Here is a 25,412-nt window from a genome sequence, read left to right on the forward strand (position 1 = left end):
GCCGGGGCTCAGGCCTGTTGTATTGCCGAGAGCTTCCAATTCGAGCCATTATCACGCACGAAGGTCCACAGCTCGGTCGTCTCTGTCGGATGGTCCTCGTCGCCCTCGACGATTTTGCCGCTGGCCCGTTCGCGCGTTACGTCGCGAGACTCGTAGCGCAATGCGGCCGTGGCGTAGTCGCGCTCATCCTCGCGCCAGCTTTCTGCAATGTCAGCCTGCAGCAAGGTGATATCAGTCACCTCGTTCCTGAGACCTTTCTGAGCATTGTCGGCCAGTTCCTCGGACAGATAGGACACCATTTCGGGGGTCACCGCCCGGCGCAGAGCAGCATGGTCTTCGCGCCCGAATGCTTCCTGGACATCAGTCAACAGCTGCTGGAATGCGTCGAGGTCGGCCTGGGCCAGCGTGATCTCATCGGATACGGTGGCCGCAGAGCTTCCGCCCGAACCGCCACCGAAACCGGGAATTGTGAAGGAGCCTGCAGTCTGCTGCCCTGCCGTTGCGCGGTTCTCAAATCGCGAAGCCTGGGCATTACCGGCACCAGCGAACGCAGGGGTAGGACCGCGCGCCGATTGCGACCGGAAGAACCTGATGGCCAGCATGATCGCACCACCGATGAGCAGGGCCTGAAGCAGGAAACCGAACATGCCGGCCAGGCCGCCGAAGCCTTGGCCGACGAGCAAGCCGATCAGGCCGCCGAGCAGCAGGCCGCGCATCATTGTTCCACCGAAGCCGCCCATGAAGCCGGGCCTCTGCAGGCCGGCCTGCGGCTGCCGGGCCGCGTTGTTCACACCGGTGTTGGGCGTCATCGACCGCTCGACCGGAGCGGTCGGCGCTGGTGCGGTCCTGGTCGGCGGTGCCGATTGGAACGTACGCATGCCACGACTGCCGAAACTGCCGCCGCGACGGGCCTCGGCGTGATCCATCGCAACCATGGAAAATGCAAGGAACAGTCCTGCAAAGAGGGCTGCAAATCGGCTGGTGCGGGAAATCATCAGAGATGGACCTTTGTCGATGCGGTTTCGGAAGTTTCCAGCAGGCGCCGGCCTGGACGCCGGGCGTCATGCGGTCAGTCGAACAACTCTTCGAAGAACGATTTCTTCCGCTTCGGATAGCGGTGACCGTGCGAGCGGGAATAATCGTCGTCGCGGCTCTGGCCATGCTGCGGCAGGGAGAATGCTGCCGGCTGTGGCTGCGGCGCGGGCGCCGCTTCCCTGCCGGACCGCTCGATGATCTTGTCGAGTTCTCCTCGATCAAGCCAGACGCCGCGGCACTGCGGACAGTAGTCGATTTCGATACCCTGGCGTTCGCTCATCACGAGCGCGACGCGGCAGGAGGGGCAAGTCATGCCAAGGAGGGAAGTAGATGTCATACGGGGCTCCAAACCGAAAAAGATTGAGCCCGCTTGACCGAAAGAATGGAAACGGGCCCGTTAAAGCGGTCCGACATCACGATCGCCAAAAGCGACAGTCAGAGGGGCCCGGCCCGCACCGGACAGTTAGGAATGCAGAGCCGTGCCTTCAAGAGCGATATTGCCCTGCAAGAATGATTTGTCGCCATCGTTGCTCAGACCGTCTCCACGATTTCAGATCGTGACCACGATCTCAGATCGTGACCACGATCTTGCCGAACTGCTCGTTCGACTCCAGGTAGCGGTGCGCCTCGACGATCTGGTCGAACGCATAGGTCCGGTCGATGATCGGCTTTAGAGTCCCGGTCCCGAGTCCTTCGAGGATGAACGCCTTGGCGGCCTCCAGTTTCGCCGGGTTGCCGGTGATCTCGTGGACGAGGTAGCCGCGCAGTGTCAGGGTCTTGCTCAGAACGGTCGACAGTGGAAACGGCGTCGGCTCACGGCTGAGGCCGCCATACTCGATGAGGATCCCGCCACGCGACATCGCCGCTGTGAGCGGCTCGAAGATCGGGCCGCCGATCGGATCGAACACGACGCGCACGCCTTCAGGCCCAGCGATCCCGTTCAGCCGTGCCGCCGGGTCCTCCTCGGCCAAGGCGATGACATGCGCCGCGCCGGCGTTGAGCAGGGCCTGCCTCTTCGCCGATGTCCGCGTCACCGCAATCGCGGTCGCGCCGACCTTGTTGGCGATCTGGATCGCCGCAAGCCCGACACTGCTCGATGCTGCTGTGATGACGAGCGCGTCTCCGCTGTGCAGCCTGGCGATATCGATCAGCGCGCCGTAGGCGGTGAGATACTGCATCCAGACGGCCGCTGCCGTCTGCCAGTCGAGCGACGGCGGATGCTTGACGACAAGTCCGGCGGGGTAGGTGGCAAACTCGCCATAGGCCGGCCAGCGGATCATCGATTGCGGCGGGATGACACTGACGCTGTCGCCCGGCGCGAAATCCTTCACGCCGTCGCCAATAGCCTCGATGACGCCCGCCGCTTCAAGACCAAGCCCCGAGGGGAGCGTCGGCGTCTCGATATAGGAACCCGCGCGAAGCAGCGCTTCGGCGCGATTGAGGCCGAGTGCCTTGACCCGGATTTGAACTTCGCCCGGACCCGGTGGGGAAAGCGCGACGTCCTCGATGCGCAGAACCTCGGGGCCACCATGCTGGCGAAAGCGAACTACGCGTATCATTCGGGATACTCCAAATCATCTGAACCGAATGAGCTATGCAGCTAGGCTTGCCGGGGATAAATGGCTGTAAGGGAAGAACAGTAGAAACCAGGAGTTCCGAATATGGATCGGCTTGAGAGCATGGCCGTGTTCGTCAAGGCGGTCGATCTCGGCTCGTTCGCGGCCGCGGCGGTCGCGCTCGACCTGTCTGGCCCGATGGTCGGCAAGCATGTCCGGTTTATCGAGGAGCGGCTGGGCGTGCGGCTGCTCAACCGGACCACGCGGCGGCAGAGCCTGACCGACTTCGGCCGCGCTTACTATGAACGCTGTCGGGTGGTGCTGGCCGAGGCCGAAGCCGCCGATGCGCTCGCCGCTGACCAGTTTTCGGAACCACGTGGAAAACTGCGGGTCACCATGCCGGCGCATTTCGGCCGCCACTGCGTGACCCCCGTGCTGCTGAAGCTCGCCCGGCAATATCCGATGCTGGAACTCGACCTGTCGCTCAGCGATCGTTTCGCCGATCTCGCCGAGGACGGCTACGATCTGGCCATCCGCACCGGTGTCTTGGACAACAAGGCGGGAGTGATCGCGCGTCGCGTTGCGCGTCAGGGCATGGTCGTCTGCGCGGCGCCCCCCTATCTCAGAGTTCATGGCGAACCGCGGCGTATCGAGGATCTCGCCGACCATCAGGCGATTGTCTACCGCCGGCTCGGCCAAGTCGTTCAGCCGTGGCTGTTTGTGCGCGAAGGGCAACCCACGCTCGAGATCACGCCAACCGGGCGGCTGCGGCTCGACGATCTCGATGCCATCGCCGATGCAGCTGTTGAGAGCATGGGGCTTGCCTGGCTGCCCTGGTGGCTGGTGCGCGAGCGCATCGAAGCCGGCGCGCTGGTGGCGCTGTTGCCGGACCAGCCGCGATATCTCTACGACTGCCACGCGCTTTGGCTGCAGACGCCGCATCTGCCGCTGAAGGTGCGGCTGGCCGTCGATGCGCTGGCGACGGCCCTGCCGAAATCGATGGAGTGATCGTCAATCGCCGCCGCTCAGTTGAGATCGCGCGGATACTCCTTGACCTCGCTGCCCGGCATCCAGCCTGTCGCGGACGGACTGACCGGCGGCTTGCGCGAAAACGGTCTTGACCGTGCACGCATCGTCGCGCGCAAGAATTATCTCACCAAGGCGAACTGGAAGCTGGTGCTCGAGAATTTCCTCGAATGCTATCACTGCCGGCCGGCCCATCCGGAATATTACCGCGTCAACGGCCATGTCAAAGTGACCGCGACCCGCGACGCCGACAAGGCGGTCGAGTGGCAGAACGAAATCGAAGCCTGGCACAGCGTCATTGGCGATGCCGAGTTCCACAAGGGTGCATGGCAGGCGGGCGACCTCGACACCCGCGGCCGAAGATGCCTCTTTGAGGCGTCGCATTCCGATGCCATATGAAGGTGGCCGACGGAATGTTGCGGGAGACGGTTATGACCAAAGGTTCGGATTTGTTCGTCGCGGCCCTCGAGAACGAAGGGGTCGAACGGATTTTCGGCATTCCGGGCGAAGAAAATCTCGATATCGTCGAATCCATCCGCCGCTCCTCGATCCAGCTGATCCTGACCCGCCACGAACAGGCGGCGGCCTTCATGGCCGCCACCTATGGCAGGCTTACCGGCAAGCCGGGCGTGTGTATCACCACGCTTGGCCCAGGCGCGCTCAATCTCTCGACCGGTTCGGCCTATGCGCTGCTCGGCGCGATGCCGATGATCATGATCACCGGCCAGAAGGGCATCCTGTCATCCCGGCAGGCGCGCTTCCAGATCGTCGATATCGTCGCGGCGATGAAGCCGCTGACCAAGCTGTCGCGCCAGATCGTCTCGCCGAAGATGATCCCCTCGCTGGTGCGCGAAGCTTTCCGTGTCGCCCAGGAAGAGCGTCCCGGCCCCGTGCATCTGGAACTGCCGGAAGACATTGCAGCGGCCGAGTGTGAACCGATCGCGCTTGTCCCGACGCACCCGGTCGAACTGCCGCTGGCCAGCCCGGGTGCGCTTGATCGCGCCGCCCGTATGATCATGGAAGCCAGGCGCCCGCTGCTGATGTTCGGCGCGGCGGCGTCGCGACCGCGCGTGACCCCCGATGTCGCCCAGTTCGTGCTGCGCACGCAAATTCCCTATTTCACCACGCAGATGGGCAAGGGCACCGTGCCCGGCGGCACGGAGCTCTATATGGGAACGGCAGCCCTTTCGGAGCGCGACTATGTGCACGAGGCCATAGAGCAGGCCGATCTGATCATCACCATCGGCCACGACACGGTCGAGAAGCCGCCCTTCATCATGGGGGCCAAGGGGCCGCAGGTCATTCATGTTGGCTACCAGTCCGCGGATGTCGAGCAGGTCTATTTCCCGCAAGCCGAGATCGTCGGCGACCTTGGCCCTTCGCTGGCGCTGCTGGCCGATCGCATCGAGGGCAAGATCCCCAATGCGCAGGCCCTGCTGCCGCTGCGGGAAGGCATTCTGAGCCGGATCGCCGCGCGCGCCACCGAAGACCGCTTCACGCCGCAGCGCATCGTGCATGACGTGCGCGCCGTGATGCCGCCGGACGGGATCCTCGCCCTCGACAACGGCATGTACAAGATCTGGTTCGCGCGCAACTACCGGACGCGCATGGCAAACACGATCCTGCTCGACAATGCGCTGGCCACCATGGGCGCGGGCCTGCCGTCGGCGATGATGGCGGCACTGCTCTATCCGCAGCGCCGTGTCATGGCCATCTGTGGCGACGGCGGCTTCATGATGAACAGCCAGGAACTGGAGACCGCCGTCAGGCTCAAGCTCAACCTCGTCGTTCTGCTGCTCGAAGACCATGCCTATGGCATGATCCGCTGGAAGCAGGCGGTCGATGCGTTCCCGGATTTCGGCATGACCTTCGGCAATCCCGATTTCGTCAAGTATGCCGAGGCGTATGGCGCCAAGGGGACCAGGGTTGGCGAGATCGCCGACTTGCGGCCGGTGCTGGAACAGGCCTTCACCGGCGGCGGCGTGCATCTCGTCGTCGTGCCCATCGACTATTCCGAAAACACCAGGGTGCTCGTAGACGAACTGCGCGAGCGGCTGCCTGCGCCGCAAGCGAGCTGACGGCGGCAAAGCCGCCGTCAGGATTACCTGGAGCCGTTGCCGAAGCTCCTACAGCTTGCAGTAAGGCGTGACCGGCGCGATCGTCCCGAAATCCTTGACGATCTCGTAGCCGATGCCGTCTGCCGCCGCCTTGCCGACATAGGAATGGCAGAGCGTGTGGTTGTTGCTGGCGTCGACACGGATCTTGCCTTGCGGCGCATCGAACTCGATGGACGGCAGCGCCGCCAGCACATCGTCATCCTTCAGCGATCCGGCCTTATCGGCGGCCAGCGCGTACAGATGCAGGCCGTTGTAACCGGCCTCGCCGATACCATTGACCATCTTCTCCTTGCCGAATTTTTCGCGGAAGCTCGAGATGAACTTCTTGTTGACCGGATTGTCGAGCGCCATCCAGTAGGGCTGCGGCGCGTAGGTGCCGGCCGCGACGCCCGGCGGCAGAGCGTCCTTGTTGAAGACTTCGTCCAGCGGCGCGATCAATGGCTGCTTGATGTCGAAGCTGCGATACTGCTTGAGCTGGGTGACGGCGTCGTTGCCGACCACCATCGACCAGACGACATCGGGCTTCAGCGACTTGATCTTCTGGAAGGCCGGGCCGAAATCCGTGGTGCCGAACGGATAGTAATCGGCGCCGATGATCTTGCCGCCGGCCTTCTCATAGGCCGCTGTGATCGCCTCGGTCATCTTCTGCGGCCAGGCATAGTCGGAGGCCATGACATAGATCGTCTTGCCGAGGTTCTCGGCCACCCATGGCATCATCGGATCGACCTGCTGCATCGGGATCGGGCCGGTGGCGACGAAGTAGCGGTTGCATTCACCGCCTTCGAAATTAGTCGGGTAGAAGAACAGCTTCTTGGCCTTCGATGTCACTGACAGCGTCGCACTGCGCTCTGGCGAAATGATCGTGCCCATGATCACGTCGACCTTGTCTTCGTTGATGAGCTTGCGCGCCTTGTCGATGGAGCCCTTGGTGGTGGTCTGGTTGTCTTCGATGATGAGCTCGACCTGACGCCCTCCAATGCCGTTGGCGGCGTTGAGTTCGGCGGCGGCGAGCTTGTAGCAATTGAGCAGCGTCTCGCCGAGGATCGCCTGCAGCCCGGTGATCGGGATCGACAGGCCGACCTTGACGGTGTCGGCGGCGCGCAGGATCGATGGCGCGCCGATGATGGCGAAAGCGGCGGCAGCGCCACCTGATTTCAAAACAGTTCTTCTGCTTATCATTGTTGTGTTCCCTTCCAGTCCCAGGCGCGCCCCATGCACGCCTTACAAAGCCAACAGGTCCTTCAGCAGGGTTTCGTCGGCGAACGCCTCCGGTGCGCCTTCATGGACGATCCTGCCCTTCTCCATCACCAGGCAGCGGTCCGATGCCTTGAGAACGAGATCGAGATTCTGCTCGACCAGAACGATCGCGATGCCGCGCTCGCGGGCGATGCGCGGCACCAGTTCGGCGATCGATTGCACAATGTTCGGCTGGATGCCTTCCGAGGGTTCGTCGAGCAGCAGCACCGACGGCAGGCCGCACAATGCGCGGCCGATCGCCAGCATCTGCTGCTGGCCGCCCGAAAGTGTGCCGGCGATCTGCGCTTCGCGCTCCCGCAGGATCGGAAAATAGCCGAAGATGTCGGCCGGAATGCCGCTGTCGCCACGGTCCTTGGCCGCGCGGGTGCCGACCTCCAGGTTTTGCCGCACGGTCAGCTGGTTGAAGATGCCACGTCCCTGCGGCACATGCGCGATGCCTGCGCGCGCGCGGCGGAAAGCCGGCGCGTTGGTGAGGTCCTTGTCACCGAGAACCACCGCACCGCCACTTGCCCGCAGCGCACCGGCGATGACGCGCAGCAGCGTCGTCTTGCCGGCGCCGTTGCGGCCGAGCAGGCCGACGACCTCGCCCGGGGCGACACTCAGGTCGATGCCGTTCAGCACCGGGAGCAGGCCGTAGCCGGCCGAGACCGCAAGCGTCCGCAGCATGGTCAGCGCCTCCCCAGATAGACGTCGCGGACCATCTCGTCAGTCTCGATGTCATGGAAAGGACCGCTGCGCAGCCGGCGTCCCTGGTGCAGCACCAGCGTCTCGCAGTTCAGTGCCCGGACGAAGCGGATGTCGTGCTCGACGGCGACGATCGAGAATTCGCCCTTAAGCCGCAGCAGCATCTGCGCCGTCGCCAGCGTTTCCTGCGGCGTCATCCCGGCGGTCGGCTCGTCCAGCAACAGAAGCCTCGGCTCGATTGCCAGCGCCATGCCGATCTCCAGCCATTGCTTTTGGCCGTGCGCGAGTTCACCGGCGAGTGTGGCGGCGCGGTTGGTCAGCGCGACCAGTTCCAGCAGTTCACCAATCGGGCGCACAGGCGAGGGCGCGCCCCAACGCGCGACTTTCACATTGTCCTCCACCGAGAGGCTGGGGAAGACCGACGGGATCTGGAATTTGCGGGCGATGCCGAGCCGGGCGATGCGATGCAATGGCAGGCCTGCTATGTCGTGGCCGAGGAAGCGCACGCTGCCGCTGGTCGGCCGAAGCGTGCCGGTCAGCACGTTGAGGAAAGTGCTCTTGCCGGCGCCGTTCGGCCCGATGATGCAGCAGAGCTCTTTGTCGCGCACGGTGAGGTTCAAGGCTTCCAGCGCCTGCAGCCCGCCGAAGCGGATGCCGACATTCTCGGCCTGGAGCAGGATGTCGCTCATTGCGCCCGCCTTCCGCCTTTGAACAGGGCCTTCAGCCGTGCGTAGATCGACAGGATGCCATCCGGCAGGACGAAAACGATGATGACGAAGACGCAGCCCAGCAGCAATGGCCACAGGCTCGGATTGAAGCTGCTGATCGTCTGCTGCGCCCGCTGGATGAAGATGGCGCCGAGCACCGGCCCAAGCAGCGTGCCGCGGCCGCCGACCGCCACCCAGACGATGACCTCCGTCGACAGAAGCAGCCCGGACAGATCCGGCGCCACCAGTCCTGCCATGCAGACATAGAGCGCGCCGGCAAGTCCGGCGATGGCTGCGGACAGAACGAAGGTGACGAGCAGCCGCAACGGCGCATTGTGGCCGAGCGCTGCCGCCCGGATCTCATTGTCCTGTATGGCGGTCAGCACCGTACCCCAGCGGCCACGGCTGATCGACCACAGCGCCAGCACAACCACCGCAACGATGGCTGTGACAAAGATATAACTGGGTAGATCTTGGCTCAGATCGACGTGCAGCCCGCCAAGATCGAACTCGATCGGCGGGATGCCGATCAGGCCGCTGTCGCCGCCGGTGACCGAGCTCCACGAGACCGCGGCCTGCTGGCAGATGACGCCCATGGCCAGCGTGACGATGGTGAAATAGCTGCCACGGATGCCGCCGAAGAACAGGAAGTAGCCGATGATCGCGGCGACGAAGGCCGCACCGGCCACCGCACCGACGATGCCAAGCAGGCTTCCGAAGGGGATGGCGTCGTTGAGCGTGACCAGCGCCATGATGTAGCCGCCAATGCCGAAGAAGGCGGCGTGGCCGAAACACAGGATTCCGGTTCGGCCCCAGAAGAAGTCGAGGCTTGCGGCGAACAGGCCGAAGATCAGCGCATCGCGGATCACGGTCAGCTGATAGCCGCCGGCAAAGAACGGATAGACGACCGCGAGCGCCACGCAGACGGCGAAGATCAGCAGCCAGTTGCGATCGCGGGCGATCATCGCGACGCTCCGTTGAACAGGCCGTTGGGTCGCAGACGGACAGCGACGATGGCCGCCAGCAGCACGATCGCCTGCGCCAGCGACGGCGAGATCTGATAATTAAGGATGCTGGTCAGCCCGCCGACGAAGACGCTGCCGGCGACAAGGCCGCCGATCGAGCCTACGCCGCCGACGATGACGACGAAGAAGGCGTTGGCGAGATAATTCACTCCCATCTGCGGCAGCACGATCGCCAGCGGCGCGACCAGTCCGCCGGCAAGCCCGGCGATGGCTGCGCCGAAGGTGAAGGCGATGGCGTAGGTGCGCCGCGTGTTGATGCCGACGCCTTCGGCCATCTCGCGGTTCTGGATGACGGTGCGGATGTCGAGCCCGAAGGAGGTGCGGCTGATCAGCAGGACGACGCCGAGCAGGGTCAGCATGGCGATGCCGATCAGGATCAGCCGGTAGGCCGGATAGACGGTGAAGACGAGATCGAGCGTGCCCTCGATCGGCGGCGTCACCGGCTTGGCGCCAAGACCGAAGGTCAGTTCAAGCCCTTGCTGCAGGATCAGGCTGACGCCCCAGGTGGCGAGCACGGTCGAGACCGGTCTTGAGTAGAGATGGCGGATGATGGCGAATTCGAGGATACAGCCGACCACCGCGCCGGCGATAGGCGCCGCGGCCAGCCCCAGCCAGAATGAGCCGCCCATGCTCTGGACGAAATAGACCGCGAAGGCGCCGACGGTGACGAACTCGCCATGCGCCAAATTGGTCACGTTCATCAGCCCGAAGCTGATCGCCAGCCCGAGCCCAACCAGCATCAGGATACTGATCAGCGTCAGCGCATTGAGCAGCGTGGTGATGACGAAATCCATCGCGTCAAGCCGCACTGGCGAGACGTTGGCGCAGGCCGACGAGCAGCCCCTCCGCGGCATCGATCACCGCGGCCTGATGTGGTTGCAGGCCTTGCCCCGCCCATTCGTCGATATGGTCCGACAAAGGGTCGACCACTTCGGTCCGATGGTTGGCCAGGGTCTCGATGACGGCATGGCCGCAGAACGGCACGTAGCCTTCGGAGTAGCCGCCTTCATGGGTCATCATCAGGCGCCCTTGCGAGGTTTCGGCGGCCAGCGCCACCATGCGCGCGGTGAGACGCCGGAAGCATTCGCTGTTGAGCATCATGCGGCCGAGCGGATCGAAGCCGGACGCATCGAAGCCGGAAGCGACGATGACGAGGTCCGGTCTGTAGGCGCGCAGCGCCGGCGCGACGACGCGGTCGAAGGTCGATTCATAGGCGCCTGTGCCGCTGCCGGCCGGCAGCGGGATATTGATGTTGTAGCCTTCGCCGGCATCTTTCCCGCTGTCGGCCAGCGCACCGCGCCCGGTCGGATAGAGATTGTCCTGATGCACGGAAATGGTCAGCACTGAAGGGTCGGAATAGAACACCGTCTCGGTACCATTGCCGTGGTGCACATCCCAGTCGACTATCGCCGCGCGCCCGAGCAGGCCTTCATGCTGCAGCCGGCGGACAGCGACGCCGATGTTGGAGAACAGGCAGTTGCCCATCGCCTGGTCGGGCTCGGCATGGTGTCCCGGCGGCCGCGCCAGCGCATAGGCATTGTCGACCCGGCCGGTCAGCACGGCGCGCATCGCGGCATAGGTGGTGCCGGCCGACAGCAGCGCGATGTCGAAACTGTTGAGACCGATCGGCGCCTGCGGACCGGCGAAACCGCAGCCACGTTCGCTGAGCATGCGGATATCGTCGACATGGCGTTGTGTGTGCACGCGCAGCAGGTCCTCGACCGAGACCGGCTCGGGGATGATCGGCACCAGATGGCGCGACAGGCCGCTGACCTGGATGAGGTTGTTCAGCCGGCGCTTCGAGCCGGGCGATTCCAGATGTCGGCCGGGTTCCACAAAGCGGCCGGGCGGCATCATGTCGGCGCTGGAGCCGGTGTCATGCCACATCAGCTGTTCGTGAAAAACGTAGCCTGTTGCCATCCGCAGCGTCCTCTGAAAACCAGGTGACGCTAGCAGGCTAACGATCATGTGGCCCGACCCGAAAGAGGGGGTTGTGCCTGTTATCTATGCCCCTCCTTTCGGAGGGGTATGGGCACCTGCGGACCCTTGCGCGGCGCGCACCGCCTGGACCCGGTTGGTCACCGCCAGCTTGCCGAAAATGTTCTTCAGGTGCCACTTCACCGTGGTTTCGCTCACCGACAGCGCAAGGGCGATATCGCGATTGGACATGCCCTCGGCGAGATAGCGCAGCAGTTCGGCTTCGCGCTGGGTGAGCTGTTCCTTCTCAACAGCTGGTGCGGCCAACTTGCGCGTCGAGACGGGCATCGCCTGCGCTGCATCGATGATGCGCGTCGCATAGGCCGACAGCGCGGGATCGGTCTTTGCCTGGGCCGCACGCAGCCGCATCAACGCTTCGACGACAGGCCTTCCCTCGTCGACGAAGGAACGGATGAAGCCGGAGGATTGGGCAAGGCGCAACGCATCGAGCAGTGTGCGGTCGGCCTCGCGTTGGTCGTGGGCAGCGCTGGCCGCTTTGGCGCGCAGGATCAGCGCCAATATATGGCGGCGCATACGCCCGCTGTCTTTCGTGCGCTCCAGCAGCGCGTCGAAAATCCGCGCGGCATCGGCATAGGATTTCTCCGCCGTCAGCAGGCGGGCCTCGGCGAAGAATTCGAACTCGTTGGCGGTGGTGATGGCCATCGAAGCCTCGGTCCCTTCGCCGCGATGCTCGGTCAGCAGCGCGCGCGCTTCGGCGGCACGGTTCTGGTCGAGCAGCACACGTATGCGGTCATGCATGACCATCGATGCCAGGCGGCGATACACAGTGCCGCGTACGCGCTGATAGACGCGCTCCAGCATATCCAGTGCCGCTTCGGTGCGACCGGTCAGCTGCAGCACGCGGGCATAGGTCGGCACGCTGGCCAAGGGATAGACGATGACCGCCGCGCCTTCGATCTGCGGTCCGAGATTCTCGACCAGGGTCAGCGCCTCGCCCGACGCATTGGTTTCGTAGGCAAGTTCGGCAAGCAGCGTTCCGGCCAGGGCCTCGGCATAGGAGTTTGCGCCGATCCGCGCCCTGGCCTCGATGATGGCGTTGCGCAGCAGCCGCTCGGCGGCGGGCAGGCGCCCCGCCGAACGCTCGATCACGGCCATGTAGCAATTGGCAATGGTGACGCCGAGCAGGCTGCCGCTGCGCTCGTGCGCCCGTCGCGCGGCATCGATCGCTGCGCGAGCCCCATCGAGATCACCCAGCGCATAGAGGTTGTAGCCGACAACGTTGGCGGTAGCACCCTCCATGAACCAGGCATCGGGCGCGATGACGCGCAGGGCCGCAAGGGCTGTGTCGCGCGCCTGATCGAACTGCTCCAGCGTGCTGTGGACGGCAGCGGCGAGAACCATGAGCTCGGCCTCGATCGTTGTGCCGGTCACGGTGCCCGGGTCATTGCTGTCGGTCGGTCCGGCCTCGACCAGTTTGCGCGCATTGCTCAGCGTTTGCTGGGCGATCTCGGGCTGGCTGCTGTGCACCGCCAGCCACAGCACGACGAGTTGCAGCCGGATGCGCTGGTCGATGAGCTGCCTCGGCAGCAGCGCCAGCAACTGGCGCACGTAAAGAAGCTGGCACTGGGCGATGAGGTCGAGCGCGTTGTTCTCGACGAACACCGCCGCGCGTGCCTGGTCGCCGGCCGCCAGCGCGTGCCCGATCGCCTCGGTCAGCATCTTGCGCTCGCCGAACCATTCGGCTGCCGCCAGATGCAGCGGCGCGATCATCTCCGGTTCGCGCCGTTCCATTTCGCGGCTGAGGAAATCGCGGAACAGATGATGGTAGCGGAACCAGCGCCGTTCTTCATCGAGCGGCACCAGGAACAGGTTGCGCGTCTCGACCTCGGTAATAGCCGCCTCGGCATCGGCCGCCCGCATCACCGCCCGGCAGGCTTCGGCGCTGAAGCGTTCGAAGATCGAACTGTAGAGCAGGAACTTCGCGATTGCCGGCGGCAGTTCCAGGAACACTTCGCCCATGAGGAAGTCGGCGACGTTTCGGTTGGCGCCGGTGAAATTGCCGATCACGGTTTCCGGTGCGTGCGCGGCACTCAGCGAGAGCGAGGCCAGTTGCAGGCCGGCGGCCCATCCTTCAGTGCGCGAGCACAAGGTTTCCACCGTGCCGCTGCTGACGCTCAAGCCCAGCTTCTCGTTGAAGAAGGCTTCGGCCTCGGACGAGGCGAAACGCAGATCGTCGGGGCCGATCTCGAAAACGTCGCCAAGCACCCGGAGCTTGCCGAGCTGCAGATCAGGCAGGCTGCGCGAGCCGATGATGAAGGCGACGTTTGCCGGCGCCTGCCGGGTCAGACGCTCCATGAACCGCTTCACCGCGGGTGCCTCGATGGCGTGGTAGTCGTCGAAGAACAAGGTGATGTCAGCCTCGCGCGCCGCCAGACCCGCCACAAGTGCTGCGAGCATGACATCGAGCTGCGGGATTGGGCTCGACTGGAAGGCGAGGTCGAGTTCCGCCGGGCTCTGCACCAGATGGCGCAGCGCGCCCACCAGATGCGACAGGAAGGCGCCCTCATCATTGTCCGTTGCCTCGCAGGACAGCCATGCTGTCAGCCGGCCGTGGCGCGCGACTTCCGCGGCCCACTGCGCCATCGTCGTCGACTTGCCGAAGCCGGCGGGCGCGGCGAACAGCACGATGCGCGTGTCGATATGGCGCTCCAGCGTCGACAGGATGGTCTCGCGGCGCACCCATCGGCGATGGTGCGGCGACGCTGGGCTGACGGATTGCGGAGCTGCTCTCATCTAGGTCCGCGCAACCTGTCGCTTTTCCGGGGAGAGTGAGGCTCCCTTCCCATTGCTCCACTCCGTTTCGATCAGGGGAATCTGCGGTGCGGCATGGCGCGGCAAGGTTCCCTTGATCCGGGGATCGTCGACGATTTCAAATCCTGTCGCGAAGGGCACGAACCCGCAGGCGCTGTAGAAACCGATGACACTGTGATGATCAAAGCTGCTTGTATGCAGCCAGATGCGGCTCGGGTTGAGACGCCATGCAAGGTCCAGGGCCCCGGCCATCAGCCGTTTGCCGAAACCCCTGCCGGTCAGGGAGGGGAACAGGCCGAAATAGGTGATCTCGATCTCGCTGCTGTCGGCAACGAAGAATTCGACCATGCCGAGATGGGCGCCGGTTTCGTCATGGGCGTAGTAGAGATGCTGGCGTGGGTCGGCGAAATGCTCGGTGATTTCGGCATCGGACATTTCGGAAACGCGGTCCCAAAGCCAGGGCGCGCCGATCTCGAGGAAGATCGCCCGGTAGGAAGCGCAGTCTGGCGTCGTGATCCGTGTCATGGCCAAGGGGTGCGCGAGACCGGGCTGCGGCGCGCACGCTTCCATCCACGTCACCGCATTGGCAAGCTTGCCCGCCGGCAGGCGATGGTAGCCAATGGCGAGATCGGTGATTTCGGCCGGCATCGTGTCTTCGGTGATCAACGCATTCCTCGTCATGTCTTCCAGAGATAGCAGTATCGGCTTGCTGCATCCGATGCCAACTCCCCAAGCATCGAACGGCAAGTCCTGGACTGAAAGTTTGGCGCGTATACCTCTTGCATTTCACAGGAATGGCATATGAGATATGATACACCATCCAGATGAAAGCGAAATATGATGCCTGAGCGGATTGCGGACGAGGCCATTCTCAGCGCGGTCGATGACGGCTTCGCCCGACAGGTCGCGTTCCTGGCCGATCTCGTGCGCTTTCCCTCGCAGCGCGGCGAGGAACATGCCGCGCAGTCGTTCATGGCCGCTGCCTACGAGGCGGATGGCTACGCGGTCGACATGTGGCGCGTCGATGTCGATGCGATTCGCGACTTGCCGGGTTTTTCACCTGTGACGGTGTCCTATGCTGATGCCTTCAATGTCGTTGCCTCGCACACGCCGACAAACGCGACCGGCCGCTCGCTGATCCTCAACGGCCATATCGATGTCGTGCCGACCGGACCGCTCGACCGCTGGGTGCGCGACCCCTACGATCCGGTGATCGAGGACGGCTGGATGCATGGCCGCGGCGCCGGCGACATGAAGGCCGGCCTGTCCGCCTGCCTCTATGCGCTGGCCGCCCTGCGCGGCCTCGGCTATCAGCCGGCCGCGAACGTGTACCTCCAGTCGGTCGTCGAGGAGGAGTGCACCGGCAATGGCGCGCTTGCATGCCTGCAGCGCGGCTATCGCGCCGATGCCGCCTTCATTCCCGAACCGCTGGAGCCGAGACTGATGCGGGCGCAGGTCGGGCCGATCTGGTTCCGGGTCGAGGTCGACGGCGATCCGCAGCATGCCTCTGGTGCATTCTCGGCCGGCGCCAATGCCATCGAAAAAGCCTTCGTCATCATCAAGGCGCTGAAGCAGCTCGAAATCGTCTGGAACGCGCGCAAGGTCGATGATCCGCATTTCCATGATCATCCGCACCCGATCCGCTTCAATCTCGGCAAGATCGAAGGCGGCGAATGGACATCGAGCGTTCCGGCGCGATGTGTCTTCGAGATGCGCGTCGCCACCTATCCCGGCCAAAGGCTCGAAGACGCCAGAGCCGAGCTTGAAGCCTGCGTTGCCGACGCGGCGCGCGCCGATCCGTTCCTGGCCAATCGTCCGCCGACGATGACCTACAACGGCTTCATGGCCGAGGGCTATGTGCTGGAGGGCGCCGACGAGATGGAAGCGGTGCTGCGCCGCAGCCACACCGCCGTCTGGGGCGAGCCGCTGACCGAGCACGTCACCTCGGCGACGACGGATGCACGCTTCTTCGGCCTCTATGCCGACACGCCGGCGATCGTCTACGGCCCGATCTGCCGCATGCCGCATGGCTATGACGAGGCCGTCGATCTCGACTCGGTGCGCAAGGTCACCCAGACGATCGCGCTCTTCATCGCCGACTGGTGCGGCCTCGAGCCTATCGAGGCTAAGCCATGAATGCGGCCGTCCCCGATGCGTTCGGCGAAACGCTCGCCGAGGATGCGCCTGACGTGTCGACGGCCGACGCGCTCGCCATCCTGCGCCGGCACTATGGGCTCACCGGCACCGCGCGTCCGCTGCCTGGCGAACGCGACCACAACTTCCACATCCAGACCGACGGCGCAGGCGAGTTCGTCCTCAAGATTTCCCATCCGGCGGAAGAGGCCTGCTTCACCGACTTCCAGAACAAGGCGCTCGACCACATCCTTGCGGTCGACCCCACCTTGCCGATTCCCTCGGTGCGCAATAGCCTTGAAGGCGAAGCGCAGTTCGCGGTCAGCGTCGCTGGCTCGGCGCCACGCATCATCCGGGTGGTCACCTATCTGCCCGGCCAGCTGCTGTCGCGATCGCCGACTTCCGAGGCGCAGGATCGCAATCTCGGCGTCTTCCTCGCCCGCCTCGGCAGGGCGCTTCGCGGCTTCTTCCACCCGGCCGCCGGCAGCGATCTGCTCTGGGACATCCGCAAGGTCGCCAAGACACGGCCGATGATGGCCCATATCACTGACGTTGGCCAGCGGGCGATGGTCGAACGCGCGATCGACTCCTTCGAGGAGCATGCTGCGCCGGTCATCCCGACCCTGCGCGCGCAGATCGTCCACAACGACATGAATTCCTACAATGTGGTGATGGACGCGTCGCGGCCGGAGGTCGTCAGCGGCATCCTCGATTTCGGCGACATGATCCATTCGCCGCTGATCTGCGACCTCGCCATCGGCGCCGTCTACCGCTGGCCGTCGAAAGGCCATCCGCTGGCGCCGGCAGCGCGCTTTGTCGCCGGCTATCAATCGGTGCAGCCGCTCGAGGAGGACGAGATCGGCATTCTCTTCGATCTGATCCGTGCCCGGCTTGCGCTCATCGTCAACATCGCCAGCTGGCAGGCAGAGCGGTTCCCGTCCAAGCGCGACTATGTGCTGCGCCTCGCCACCGAGGTCTGGGCTTCGCTCGAACGGCTGGACGGCCTGTCGTCCACTGATGCCCGCCGCTATTTTCTCGACCATTCCAATCCGGAGTAGATGCTCGTGTCCCAGTCCTCGCCTTACCCTGCAAATGCCGACGCGGCTGCATCGGAGCGCGCGCTGCTTGAACGCCGTGCCAGGCTGCTCGGGCCCACCTACCGCGCCTTCTACCGCAACCCGACCCATCTGGTGCGCGGCAGCGGTGTGTGGCTCTACGACGCACAGGGCCGCAAATTCCTCGACGCCTACAACAACGTCGCCTCGGTCGGACACTGCCATCCGCGTGTCGTCGAGGCGCTGTCCGCGCAGGCCGCCACGCTCAACACCCACACGCGCTATCTCAGCGAGATCATCCTCGATTACGCGGAAAAACTTCTGGGCACCGTTCCGGCCCATCTCGGCCATGCCATGTTCACCTGCACCGGCAGCGAGGCCAATGATCTCGCCATCCGCATCGCCCAGCATTCCAGCGGCGGCACCGGGGTGATCATCACCGATTTCGCGTATCACGGCGCCACCATTGCGACGGCGCAACTGTCGCCGGCGGCGGTCGGGGCTAAGGGCGTGCCCGCACACCATCGCACCGTGTCGGCGCCGGACACATTCCGAGATCATGGCCGGGCCGCGCATGATTTCGCCAAAAATGTCGCCGCCGCCATCGAGGACATGCGCACAAAAGGCATCAAGCCGGCGGCGCTGCTTCTCGACTCGGCCTTTTCCAGCGACGGCATCTTCTTTCCCGATGCGGCGGTGATGCGCCAGGCGGCGGACCATGTGAAAGAGGCCGGTGGTATTGTCATCGCCGACGAGGTCCAGTCCGGCTTCGGCCGGCTCGGCCAGGGCATGTGGGGCTTTGCCAATTATGGCATCGAGCCGGATATCGTCACGATGGGCAAGCCGATCGGCGATGGCCATCCGATAGGCGCCGTGCTGGTGCGGCCGCAGCTTGTCGCCTCCTTCGGCTCGAACACCGGCTACTTCAACACTTTCGGCGGCAATCCGGTCGCTGCCGCCGTCGGCCTCGCCGTGCTGGACGTGATCGACGGCGAGGGGCTGATCGAGAATGCGCGCAACGTCGGCGCCTATACGAGTGAACTGCTGCGCGCCCTGCAGGGCAGGCATGGCGCGGTCGCCGACGTCAGGCACAACGGCCTTTATTTCGGCGTCGAACTGACGGCGGACGGTAACGAGGCACTGGCCGCCACCAAGACATCGGCGGTCGTCGAAGCCATGCGCGAGGACGGCGTGCTGATCTCGTCCTGTGGTCCGCGCGGCAATGTGCTGAAGATCAGGCCGCCACTGCCGTTTGCCAGGGACAATGCCGAGCAACTGGCCGAGACGCTCGATCGCGCGCTGTCGAACTGGTGATCGGAGCAGGCCGCGCATGCTGAAGCTTGAACATCAAACCCTGAATGACCGCGCCTATGGCGCGCTCAAGCAGGAGTTGATTTCAGGAGGCTTCAGCCCGGGCCAGACGCTGGTCATCCGTAAGCTCGCCGAGACCTTCGGCATATCGACGACACCGATCCGCGAGGCGCTGCAGCGGCTTGTCGCCGAGCGGCTGCTCGAGATGCAGAACAACCGCTCGGTCATCGTGCCGTTGCTGTCCGCGCCTGCCTTCGAGGAGCTGACGCGCATCCGCATCGCCGTCGAGGGACTGGCGGGCGAGATGGCGGCGACCAGGATGAGCAAAAGCGGGCTGGCTGACATACAGGCGACGCTCGCCGGCATGCAGCGAGCCATCGAGGCCGGCGATGCCGGGACCTATCTCTCGTTGAACGAGGCTTTTCACTTCGCCATCTACCAGCATGCCGGCGCGCCGATCCTGCTCAACATGATCCGCGACCTCTGGGGGCGGGTAGGACCTTATCTCAAGCTGCTGATGCAGGCCGACCGCTACATTCCGCGGTCGAACGACGCCCACCGCAAGATCGTCGCCGCGCTGGAGCGGCGCAACGGTCCCACGGCGCGGATGTTCATAGAAGAGGACATCATCATGGCAGCCGCCGTGCTGTCGGCAAACCTTGACCCTGCCGGCTGACTATCCGCCTAGCTCGTCCCGTCCAGCCGGTCGCGCAGCATGCTCCAGCCGAGCAGCATGTTGGGCGCGTGCCGGAGCACGGCGTGGAACGGGATCGGCGCCGGCGCAGCAAAGGGCAGCGGCAGGTCGCGGGCGTCGGTTCCAGCGGCCCACTCGGCGAGCACCTTGCCCATCGCCGTGGTCATGGCGATGCCGCGCCCGTTGCAGGCGCGGCCGGCGATCAGGTCTGGCCCGAGGTCGATCAGGTGCGGCAGGAAATCCGGTTCGACCGCTGCCATTCCCGACCAGCTGTAGGCAAGCGGCGGCAGATCGGGCAGGTCGAGATGCCGGCCAAGCCGCCGCCAGATCGACTGCGGTACGCGCGTATCGGCACCGGCGCCAAGGATATGCATGCCGCCGCTGATCAGCCGGTTTTCGGCGTCGAAGCGGAAGGTGAACAGATTGCGTCTGGTGTCGCCGACGCCTTGCCCGCCGGGAAGCAGCCGGCTGCGCACTTCACGAGGCACTGGCGCTGTCGCGATCTGGAAGACTTTCAGCGGAAAATAGGTTCGCTGCAATGACGGATTGAGGGACCAGCCATAGGCGTTGGTGGCGATCAGCACCTTTGCGGCGCGTACCGATCCTGCCGGTGTTTTCAGCATCCAACCATCGGCTATGCGATCAACCGAGGTGACGCGCGTCTGCTCGAAGATCTTCGCGCCGGCCTTCTCCGCCGCATCGGCAAGCCCGCGCGCATAGGCGACCGGATTGAGCACGCCGCCGGAACGATCCATCCAGCCGCCGACATAGCCTGGCACGCCCGTCAGGGCTTCGATTTCCTGCCGATCCAATGTGACTGCCGGTCGGCCGCGCTGCGCCCATTGCCCGGCACGTGATTTGACCTTCTCGAAGGCGGCAGGCGAATGCGCCGGCTGGACCCATCCGTTCTGCACGGCGTCGCAGTCGATGCCGTGCTGCCGGATCAGGCGGAAAACCAGGTCGGCGCTGCGGGCGGCGAAATCGATCAGCCTGTCGCCGCGCGACGGTCCGAGATGGGCCAGTATGTCGACTGGATCCATCTTGGCGAAGTTCGGCACGACAAAGCCCGCATTCCTGCCGGTCGCACCCCAGGCGATGAATTCGGCTTCGAGAACGGCGACGGAAAGGCCTTTGCCCGCCGCATGCAGCGCGGTTGAAAGGCCGGAAAACCCGCCGCCGACGATGGCGAGGTCCACATCGAGTCCGCTCTGCAGCGCCGGCCGGCCACGGCGATTGCGGCTGACCGCGTGCCAGAGCGAAGCGTCATGCGCCTCCTGCCGGATCGCGGCATTCATGACGGGGAGATGCTCTTGGCCGTCGCTACCTTCGCCCGCTTGCCAAACCACGGCCGCCGCGGCCTGTCGCCGAGCAGGCCGTTCGGCCGGATCAGCAGGATGACGCAGAGCATGACGCCGATCGCGGCGATCTGTAGCGCGGCGGCGCGCGCCTGCTGTTCCGGCGGGAACAGGATGCTGGTCAGCGTGCCTGATCCGGCCCATATCGCCCACACAAGGATGCTGCCGATGACGGCGCCGAGATTGCTGCCGGAGCCGCCGACGATCAGCATTACCCAGACCTGGAAGGTCAGGATCGGCAGGTAATTGTCCGGCGCGATGAAGCCGGTGAAATGCGCCTGCAGCGCGCCGGCCAGTGCCATGATGGCGCCGCCGACGGCAAAGGCTTGGACGCGATAGAAACGCGCGCTCTTGCCAAGCGAGATCGCCGCCCGCTCATCCTCGCGCAGCGCCTTCAAGACACGTCCCCACGGGCTGCGCGACAGGTGCTCCAAAGCGAGATAGGCGATCAGTGTGACGACCGAGACCACTGCAAGGTTGGACAGGTTGAACAGCAGCGGCGTCTCGGCAAGGCTGCCGAAGGGGCGCGGGATGAAACCGATGCCGAACGGCCCGCCGGTCAGCTTCTGCGCGTTGAGCGCGACCAGTTGCACGACGACGGCGACGCCGAAGGTGGTGATCGCCAGATAGTCGGATCTGAGCCGCAGCGTCGCCATGCCGGTTAGCGCCGCGGCGATGCCGCCGACGACCATGGCGCCGAGCCAGCCGACAAGGATCGGCAGGCCGAAGCCGCCAAGCCGCGCAGCATCGTCCGGAGTGGTCAGCAGCGCCGAGGTGTAGGCGCCGATGGCGACGAAGCCGGCGAGGCCGACATTGAACAGGCCGGTCAGCCCCCATTGCAGGTTGAGCCCCAGCGTGACCAGCGAAAAGATCAGCGCGGTGGTCAGGAAGAAGGCGCCGTAGCCGAGCAGATCCATCAGCGTTCCCTCACACCAAACAGGCCGATCGGCCGCACGAACAGCACCGCCATCAGGATGATGAAGGAGACGGCGGCGCGCCACTCGGCGCCGATCAGTTGCACGGCACCGGCTTCGGCGAGCCCGATGATCAGGCCGCCGAGCACCGCGCCGGGGATGCTGCCGATGCCGCCGAGAATGGCGGCGGCAAACATCGGCAGCAGCATGTCGAAGCCCATGAACGGGCGGATCTGCACCAGAATGCCGATCATCACGCCGGCGACGCAAGCCAGCGCGCCGCCGATGATCCAGGTGACGCGCACCACGCTGGCGACGTCGATGCCGACGATGCGGGCCAGTGCAGCGTTCTGGCTCAACGCTTGCATCGAGCGGCCGGTCTGCGTGCGCGTCATCAACAGATGCACGCCGAGCACGAGCACGGCGGTCAGCAATAGCAGCGCGATCTGGTCGGGCGTGATGCGGATGCCGAAGCCGACCGGCATGGCGATCTGGATCGCCCGGCTGAAATAGGTCGGCCGCGAGGTGAAAGTGAATTCGAGCAAGCTCCTCAGCGCCATCGAGGCGCCGAAGCTCGCCATCACCACGATGATCGCCTGGCCTTGCGAACGAAGCCGCGAAAACAGCACTCTGTCGAGCAGCAGCGCCAGCAAAGCGGTGAACGCCATGCCGACGACCAGCGCGACAATCAGTGGCCAGCCGAAGGACAGCGGTGCGATCGGGGCCACCTTCCCGAATGTTGCGCCGATGGCGCCGACGACGGCCAGCGTCGCATAGGTGCCCCAGGCCATGAAGTCGCCATGGGCGAAGTTCGAGAAGCGCAAGATCGAATAGGTGAGCGTCACGCCAATGGCGCCCAAGCCGATCATCGAACCCGTCAGCAATCCGTCGACGACAAATTGCAGGCTCATGCCGCGCTTCCTCCTTCGGACTTGAGCGGGCGCTGGCCGAGATAGAGTTCGGCGACGACCGGATCGTTCCACAGTTCGGAGGCAATGCCCTCGTGCCGGTCCTTGCCCTCGACCAGCACATAGGCGCGGTCACCGATGGCGAGCGCCGCCTTGGCATTCTGCTCGACCAACAGGATGGTGACGCCGGACTTGCGAATGTCGGCCAGCATCTCGAACACCATCGAAACGAATTTCGGCGACAGGCCGGCCGACGGCTCGTCGAGCACCAGCACCTTGGGGTGGACAATCAGTGCGCGGGCGACGGCCAGCATCTGCCGCTGCCCGCCCGACAAATTGCCGGCGGCGGTGCGGCGCTGGCGGACAAGGTCGGGGAAGGCGGCATACATTTCCTCGATGCGGCCGGGGATTTCGCGCCGCTCGAGGATGCCGCAGGCAACCCTGAGATTGTCCTCGACCGACATCAGCGGGAAGATGTTTTCGGTCTGCGGCACGAAAGCCAGCCCAAGGCGTACCATGGTGTGCGCGGGGGCGGCCGTGATGTCCCTGCCGTCCAGAAACACCGTGCCGCGGGTGATTGGGACGAGGCCGGCGATGGCCTTGATGAAGCTCGACTTGCCGGCGCCGTTGGGGCCGAGCACGACGACGATCTCACCCTTGGCGACGGTGATCGAGGCGCCGCGCACGATCGGCACGCCGGGCTCGTAACCGGCTTCGAGGTCGCGGACTTCGAGGACGGTCTCGCTCATGCCGCTCCTCCGAGATAGGCCTCGATGACACGCGGGTCGCGAGCGACTTGTTCCGCCGTGCCTTCGCTGAGCAACTGGCCGCTCGCCATGACGAGAACGCGATGGCAGAGCCGTGTCACCATGTCGATGTTGTGCTCGATCAGCAGGAAGGTGATGCCGCGCGCATTGATGTCGCGGATGCGGTCGATGATGACTTCGAGCAGCGTCGCGTTGACGCCCGCCGCCGGTTCGTCGAGCAGGATGATCGCCGGGTCGGCCATCATCACGCGGGCGAGTTCGAGCAGCTTGCGCTGGCCGCCGGAAAGCACGCGCGCCGGCTCCTGCGCGAGATGGGTGAGGGTGACCAGTTCCAGCAGTTTGAGCGCCTTTGCCCTGGCGGCTCTTTCCTGCGCCGCCACCCGCCATGGCGTGACGAAATTGGCGAGCAGCTTTTCGCCGGCCTGGCCCTGTGCCGCCAGCATGATGTTTTCGATCAGCGTCAGATTGGGCAGCGGGCGGGGAATCTGAAAAGTGCGGCCAAGGCCACGACCGATGCGCAGATGTGCGGCTTCGCCCGAGACTGGCGTGCCGTTGAGAAGGATTTCGCCGCTGGTCGGCAATATGCTGCCGGCGAGCAGATCGAACATCGTCGTCTTGCCGGCGCCGTTCGGTCCGATGAGGCCAAGGATTTCTCCCGCTTTGACGTCGAAGGAGACATCGTTGACGGCGACGAGGCCGCCGAACCGCCTGACGACATTTTTCGCCGTCAGAACTGGCGCGCGGGTCTCCTGCTTTTGCCTTTCGGCTGACTCGCTCATCAAACCCTCTGGCCGAAGACGATCGTTGCCGTCTCCTGATTATGATTTGTGATCACACTTGCTTTGATCACGCTATTCGGCTTTAATTTCATCCGCAAGCCGAAAACCGGCCAAGAACGGAATTCCATGCAAAAGGCTGCCATCGAAAAGAACAACGAGGCGATCGCGGCCCAGCTTGCGCCGGTCGGCCGCGAAACGGTGCAGGACCGCGTCTACTCCGAACTGCGCCGTGCCCTGATCGGCGGCCTGTTCGAGCCGAGCCAGGTGCTGACCATCCGTGGCTTGGCTGACGCTTTGGTCACCTCGACCATGCCGGTGCGCGAAGCGCTCGGCCGGCTGATCACGGAAAAGGCGCTGGAGGCGCTGCCCAACCGTTCGGTGCGCGTGCCGCCGATCACGCTGGAACGCCTCGATGATCTCTTGCGCGCCCGCATCCTGATCGAGGGCGAGGCGATCGCGCTTGCCGCCGCCCGCATGGGGCCGCGCCAGATCGCCACCATCGAGACCATTCTCGGCGAATGGGACGAGATGCGGGCGCTGAAGCACAAGAAGGACGTCGATCGCGAAGTGACGCTCAACCAGAGCTTTCACTTCGAAATCTACCGCTCCTGCGGTTCGGCCGTGCTGATCCCGATGATCGAGAGCCTGTGGCTGCAATCGGGCCCCTGCATTCGTGTCGCCATCTATGCCTTCTCGGAAGCCGGCGAAGTCGACACCGCCCAGTATCACCGCCGCATCGTCACGGCGCTGTCCACACAAGATGCGCAGACCGCGCGCGAGGCGCTGGTCGCCGACATCAGCCGCCCCTTCACCTTCCTGCGCAGCAAGCTGCAGGCAGCCGCCGCGAAAGACCAGACATGACCGCCATCAGGATCACCGAGCCGCGCTCACAGCTTTCCGTCACCGCGCTGTTGCTGCCCGAGAAGGCCCCGGAAAACGCTGCCTTCCTCTTGGCCTATCTCGGCACGCCACGTGTCGTCCCGGGCATCCATGCGATGTGGACAGGGCCGGAAATCTCCTGTCCGGTTCCATCAGCCGATCTCGAGGGCCAGGCCTATGCCAGGCCGTTGCCAGCCGAGAACGCGACGCTGACGCCGCAGCCGGGCGACATCGTGCTGTCCTATGTGCCGCCACGCATGTGGGGCGGCAATCCCAATGCGATCTTCGACATCGGCCTCTATTACGGACAGGGCGCGCGGCTTTTGTTCCCGATCGGCTGGTTGGCCGGCAGCGTGGTGGCGCAAGTGCGTGGCGAAGAGCGCGATCAATTCGCCGCCGCATGCGGTGTCATCCGCCGCAACGGCGCCTGCGATGTCACCTTCAGCCTGGTGGAGGCCTGA

At 64.7% G+C, this 25,412-nt stretch carries 25 protein-coding genes; 9 read left to right on the forward strand and 16 right to left on the reverse strand.

Translation table 11 applies throughout. The features are described 5' to 3' along the window. Nucleotides 1-8 precede the first annotated feature (8 nt). The 3 genes from EOA16_RS02190 to EOA16_RS02200 all read right to left on the reverse strand — a co-directional run bounded on the left by EOA16_RS02190 (nucleotide 9) and on the right by EOA16_RS02200 (nucleotide 2,594). Nucleotides 9-995, reverse strand: a complete 987-nt coding sequence (locus EOA16_RS02190) for a Tim44 domain-containing protein (RefSeq protein ID WP_127255134.1) — start codon at nucleotides 993-995, stop codon at nucleotides 9-11. Nucleotides 996-1,069: 74 nt separating this feature from the next. Then, nucleotides 1,070-1,372, reverse strand: coding sequence for a zf-TFIIB domain-containing protein (locus EOA16_RS02195; RefSeq protein ID WP_127255135.1), 303 nt, complete (start codon nucleotides 1,370-1,372; stop codon nucleotides 1,070-1,072). Nucleotides 1,373-1,604: 232 nt separating this feature from the next. Then, the gene (locus EOA16_RS02200; protein ID WP_127255136.1) at nucleotides 1,605-2,594 is read right to left on the reverse strand and encodes a zinc-dependent alcohol dehydrogenase family protein; all 990 of its coding nucleotides are present in this window, start codon (nucleotides 2,592-2,594) and stop codon (nucleotides 1,605-1,607) included. Nucleotides 2,595-2,696: 102 nt separating this feature from the next. On the opposite strand from EOA16_RS02200, the gene EOA16_RS02205 reads away from it, so the two are divergent. Genes EOA16_RS02205 through EOA16_RS02215 form a run of 3 tightly spaced genes read left to right on the forward strand, consistent with a single transcriptional unit; the run spans nucleotide 2,697 to nucleotide 5,695 of the window. Then, entirely contained in the window at nucleotides 2,697-3,599 is a 903-nt protein-coding gene (locus tag EOA16_RS02205; RefSeq protein WP_127255137.1) for a LysR family transcriptional regulator, read from the forward strand. 42 nt (nucleotides 3,600-3,641) lie between these two features. Beyond that, nucleotides 3,642-4,016: an SRPBCC family protein gene (locus EOA16_RS02210; protein WP_164754064.1), complete on the forward strand. Its 375-nt coding sequence runs from the start codon at nucleotides 3,642-3,644 to the stop codon at nucleotides 4,014-4,016. 32 nt (nucleotides 4,017-4,048) lie between these two features. After that, a complete protein-coding gene (locus EOA16_RS02215) occupies nucleotides 4,049-5,695 on the forward strand; it encodes an acetolactate synthase large subunit (RefSeq protein ID WP_127255138.1) in 1,647 nt (548 codons plus the stop codon). 48 nt (nucleotides 5,696-5,743) lie between these two features. Here EOA16_RS02215 and EOA16_RS02220 read toward each other — a convergent pair whose 3' ends face one another. The 8 genes from EOA16_RS02220 to EOA16_RS02255 all read right to left on the reverse strand — a co-directional run bounded on the left by EOA16_RS02220 (nucleotide 5,744) and on the right by EOA16_RS02255 (nucleotide 14,837). After that, entirely contained in the window at nucleotides 5,744-6,913 is a 1,170-nt protein-coding gene (locus EOA16_RS02220) for a substrate-binding protein (RefSeq protein WP_127255139.1), read from the reverse strand. A 42-nt stretch (nucleotides 6,914-6,955) separates the two neighbouring features. Continuing rightward, complete coding sequence (locus tag EOA16_RS02225) at nucleotides 6,956-7,657, reverse strand: ABC transporter ATP-binding protein (RefSeq protein WP_127255140.1); 702 nt, start codon at nucleotides 7,655-7,657, stop codon at nucleotides 6,956-6,958. Nucleotides 7,658-7,659: 2 nt separating this feature from the next. Next, on the reverse strand, nucleotides 7,660-8,364 hold the full coding sequence (locus tag EOA16_RS02230) for an ATP-binding cassette domain-containing protein (RefSeq protein ID WP_127255141.1): 705 nt from the start codon (nucleotides 8,362-8,364) through the stop codon (nucleotides 7,660-7,662). Beyond that, nucleotides 8,361-9,347: a branched-chain amino acid ABC transporter permease gene (locus EOA16_RS02235; protein WP_127255142.1), complete on the reverse strand. Its 987-nt coding sequence runs from the start codon at nucleotides 9,345-9,347 to the stop codon at nucleotides 8,361-8,363. Before EOA16_RS02235 ends, EOA16_RS02230 begins: the two co-directional genes overlap by 4 nt. Further along, nucleotides 9,344-10,201, reverse strand: a complete 858-nt coding sequence (gene urtB, locus EOA16_RS02240; RefSeq protein ID WP_127255143.1) for an urea ABC transporter permease subunit UrtB — start codon at nucleotides 10,199-10,201, stop codon at nucleotides 9,344-9,346. The genes EOA16_RS02235 and urtB overlap by 4 nt, the downstream gene beginning before the upstream one ends. A 4-nt stretch (nucleotides 10,202-10,205) precedes the next feature. Then, nucleotides 10,206-11,327 carry a class II histone deacetylase gene (locus tag EOA16_RS02245; RefSeq protein ID WP_127255144.1) on the reverse strand — a complete coding sequence of 374 codons (1,122 nt, stop codon included), beginning with the start codon at nucleotides 11,325-11,327 and terminating at the stop codon, nucleotides 10,206-10,208. 84 nt (nucleotides 11,328-11,411) lie between these two features. Then, on the reverse strand, nucleotides 11,412-14,138 hold the full coding sequence (locus tag EOA16_RS02250) for a LuxR C-terminal-related transcriptional regulator (RefSeq protein ID WP_127255145.1): 2,727 nt from the start codon (nucleotides 14,136-14,138) through the stop codon (nucleotides 11,412-11,414). Beyond that, complete coding sequence (locus EOA16_RS02255; protein ID WP_127255146.1) at nucleotides 14,139-14,837, reverse strand: GNAT family N-acetyltransferase; 699 nt, start codon at nucleotides 14,835-14,837, stop codon at nucleotides 14,139-14,141. Nucleotides 14,838-14,996: 159 nt separating this feature from the next. Here EOA16_RS02255 and EOA16_RS02260 point away from each other — a divergent pair, with 159 nt between their 5' ends. The 4 genes from EOA16_RS02260 to EOA16_RS02275 are packed head-to-tail and all read left to right on the forward strand — an operon-like array spanning nucleotide 14,997 to nucleotide 19,331. Beyond that, the gene (locus EOA16_RS02260; protein WP_164754065.1) at nucleotides 14,997-16,292 is read left to right on the forward strand and encodes an ArgE/DapE family deacylase; all 1,296 of its coding nucleotides are present in this window, start codon (nucleotides 14,997-14,999) and stop codon (nucleotides 16,290-16,292) included. After that, nucleotides 16,289-17,347, forward strand: coding sequence for a phosphotransferase (locus tag EOA16_RS02265; protein WP_127255148.1), 1,059 nt, complete (start codon nucleotides 16,289-16,291; stop codon nucleotides 17,345-17,347). Before EOA16_RS02260 ends, EOA16_RS02265 begins: the two co-directional genes overlap by 4 nt. Next, nucleotides 17,348-18,658: an aspartate aminotransferase family protein gene (locus EOA16_RS02270; RefSeq protein WP_164754066.1), complete on the forward strand. Its 1,311-nt coding sequence runs from the start codon at nucleotides 17,348-17,350 to the stop codon at nucleotides 18,656-18,658. 16 nt (nucleotides 18,659-18,674) lie between these two features. Next, a complete protein-coding gene (locus EOA16_RS02275) occupies nucleotides 18,675-19,331 on the forward strand; it encodes a GntR family transcriptional regulator (RefSeq protein WP_127255150.1) in 657 nt (218 codons plus the stop codon). Between the two features lie 8 nt (nucleotides 19,332-19,339). Here the strand turns inward: EOA16_RS02275 and EOA16_RS02280 are convergent, their stop codons facing one another. The 5 genes from EOA16_RS02280 to EOA16_RS02300 are packed head-to-tail and all read right to left on the reverse strand — an operon-like array spanning nucleotide 19,340 to nucleotide 24,072. Continuing rightward, a complete protein-coding gene (locus tag EOA16_RS02280; RefSeq protein ID WP_127255151.1) occupies nucleotides 19,340-20,644 on the reverse strand; it encodes an FAD-dependent oxidoreductase in 1,305 nt (434 codons plus the stop codon). After that, nucleotides 20,641-21,624: a branched-chain amino acid ABC transporter permease gene (locus tag EOA16_RS02285; RefSeq protein ID WP_164754086.1), complete on the reverse strand. Its 984-nt coding sequence runs from the start codon at nucleotides 21,622-21,624 to the stop codon at nucleotides 20,641-20,643. The genes EOA16_RS02280 and EOA16_RS02285 overlap by 4 nt, the downstream gene beginning before the upstream one ends. Further along, complete coding sequence (locus EOA16_RS02290; RefSeq protein WP_127255153.1) at nucleotides 21,621-22,529, reverse strand: branched-chain amino acid ABC transporter permease; 909 nt, start codon at nucleotides 22,527-22,529, stop codon at nucleotides 21,621-21,623. The genes EOA16_RS02285 and EOA16_RS02290 overlap by 4 nt, the downstream gene beginning before the upstream one ends. Beyond that, nucleotides 22,526-23,275 carry an ABC transporter ATP-binding protein gene (locus tag EOA16_RS02295; RefSeq protein WP_127255154.1) on the reverse strand — a complete coding sequence of 250 codons (750 nt, stop codon included), beginning with the start codon at nucleotides 23,273-23,275 and terminating at the stop codon, nucleotides 22,526-22,528. Before EOA16_RS02295 ends, EOA16_RS02290 begins: the two co-directional genes overlap by 4 nt. Next, on the reverse strand, nucleotides 23,272-24,072 hold the full coding sequence (locus tag EOA16_RS02300; protein ID WP_127255155.1) for an ABC transporter ATP-binding protein: 801 nt from the start codon (nucleotides 24,070-24,072) through the stop codon (nucleotides 23,272-23,274). The genes EOA16_RS02295 and EOA16_RS02300 overlap by 4 nt, the downstream gene beginning before the upstream one ends. Nucleotides 24,073-24,198: 126 nt before the next feature. On the opposite strand from EOA16_RS02300, the gene EOA16_RS02305 reads away from it, so the two are divergent. Further along, complete coding sequence (locus tag EOA16_RS02305) at nucleotides 24,199-24,933, forward strand: GntR family transcriptional regulator (RefSeq protein ID WP_127255156.1); 735 nt, start codon at nucleotides 24,199-24,201, stop codon at nucleotides 24,931-24,933. Continuing rightward, entirely contained in the window at nucleotides 24,930-25,412 is a 483-nt protein-coding gene (locus EOA16_RS02310; protein ID WP_127255157.1) for a DUF3830 family protein, read from the forward strand. Before EOA16_RS02305 ends, EOA16_RS02310 begins: the two co-directional genes overlap by 4 nt.

The sequence above is a fragment of the Mesorhizobium sp. M7A.F.Ca.US.008.03.1.1 genome, assembly GCF_003997495.1.
Taxonomy (GTDB): Bacteria; Pseudomonadota; Alphaproteobacteria; order Rhizobiales; family Rhizobiaceae; genus Mesorhizobium.

Excerpts from the sequence above, each read along its gene's own strand:
- EOA16_RS02190 (WP_127255134.1), bottom strand. The coding sequence starts at position 995 with ATGATTTCCCGCACCAGCCGATTTGCAGCCCTCTTTGCAGGACTGTTC.
- EOA16_RS02195 (WP_127255135.1), bottom strand. The coding sequence starts at position 1,372 with ATGACATCTACTTCCCTCCTTGGCATGACTTGCCCCTCCTGCCGCGTC.
- EOA16_RS02200 (WP_127255136.1), bottom strand. The coding sequence starts at position 2,594 with ATGATACGCGTAGTTCGCTTTCGCCAGCATGGTGGCCCCGAGGTTCTG.
- EOA16_RS02205 (WP_127255137.1), top strand. The coding sequence starts at position 2,697 with ATGGATCGGCTTGAGAGCATGGCCGTGTTCGTCAAGGCGGTCGATCTC.
- EOA16_RS02215 (WP_127255138.1), top strand. The coding sequence starts at position 4,049 with ATGACCAAAGGTTCGGATTTGTTCGTCGCGGCCCTCGAGAACGAAGGG.
- EOA16_RS02220 (WP_127255139.1), bottom strand. The coding sequence starts at position 6,913 with ATGATAAGCAGAAGAACTGTTTTGAAATCAGGTGGCGCTGCCGCCGCT.
- EOA16_RS02225 (WP_127255140.1), bottom strand. The coding sequence starts at position 7,657 with ATGCTGCGGACGCTTGCGGTCTCGGCCGGCTACGGCCTGCTCCCGGTG.
- EOA16_RS02230 (WP_127255141.1), bottom strand. The coding sequence starts at position 8,364 with ATGAGCGACATCCTGCTCCAGGCCGAGAATGTCGGCATCCGCTTCGGC.
- EOA16_RS02235 (WP_127255142.1), bottom strand. The coding sequence starts at position 9,347 with ATGATCGCCCGCGATCGCAACTGGCTGCTGATCTTCGCCGTCTGCGTG.
- urtB (WP_127255143.1), bottom strand. The coding sequence starts at position 10,201 with ATGGATTTCGTCATCACCACGCTGCTCAATGCGCTGACGCTGATCAGT.
- EOA16_RS02245 (WP_127255144.1), bottom strand. The coding sequence starts at position 11,327 with ATGGCAACAGGCTACGTTTTTCACGAACAGCTGATGTGGCATGACACC.
- EOA16_RS02250 (WP_127255145.1), bottom strand. The coding sequence starts at position 14,138 with ATGAGAGCAGCTCCGCAATCCGTCAGCCCAGCGTCGCCGCACCATCGC.
- EOA16_RS02255 (WP_127255146.1), bottom strand. The coding sequence starts at position 14,837 with ATGACGAGGAATGCGTTGATCACCGAAGACACGATGCCGGCCGAAATC.
- EOA16_RS02260 (WP_164754065.1), top strand. The coding sequence starts at position 14,997 with ATGCCTGAGCGGATTGCGGACGAGGCCATTCTCAGCGCGGTCGATGAC.
- EOA16_RS02265 (WP_127255148.1), top strand. The coding sequence starts at position 16,289 with ATGAATGCGGCCGTCCCCGATGCGTTCGGCGAAACGCTCGCCGAGGAT.
- EOA16_RS02270 (WP_164754066.1), top strand. The coding sequence starts at position 17,348 with ATGCTCGTGTCCCAGTCCTCGCCTTACCCTGCAAATGCCGACGCGGCT.
- EOA16_RS02275 (WP_127255150.1), top strand. The coding sequence starts at position 18,675 with ATGCTGAAGCTTGAACATCAAACCCTGAATGACCGCGCCTATGGCGCG.
- EOA16_RS02280 (WP_127255151.1), bottom strand. The coding sequence starts at position 20,644 with ATGAATGCCGCGATCCGGCAGGAGGCGCATGACGCTTCGCTCTGGCAC.
- EOA16_RS02290 (WP_127255153.1), bottom strand. The coding sequence starts at position 22,529 with ATGAGCCTGCAATTTGTCGTCGACGGATTGCTGACGGGTTCGATGATC.
- EOA16_RS02295 (WP_127255154.1), bottom strand. The coding sequence starts at position 23,275 with ATGAGCGAGACCGTCCTCGAAGTCCGCGACCTCGAAGCCGGTTACGAG.
- EOA16_RS02300 (WP_127255155.1), bottom strand. The coding sequence starts at position 24,072 with ATGAGCGAGTCAGCCGAAAGGCAAAAGCAGGAGACCCGCGCGCCAGTT.
- EOA16_RS02305 (WP_127255156.1), top strand. The coding sequence starts at position 24,199 with ATGCAAAAGGCTGCCATCGAAAAGAACAACGAGGCGATCGCGGCCCAG.
- EOA16_RS02310 (WP_127255157.1), top strand. The coding sequence starts at position 24,930 with ATGACCGCCATCAGGATCACCGAGCCGCGCTCACAGCTTTCCGTCACC.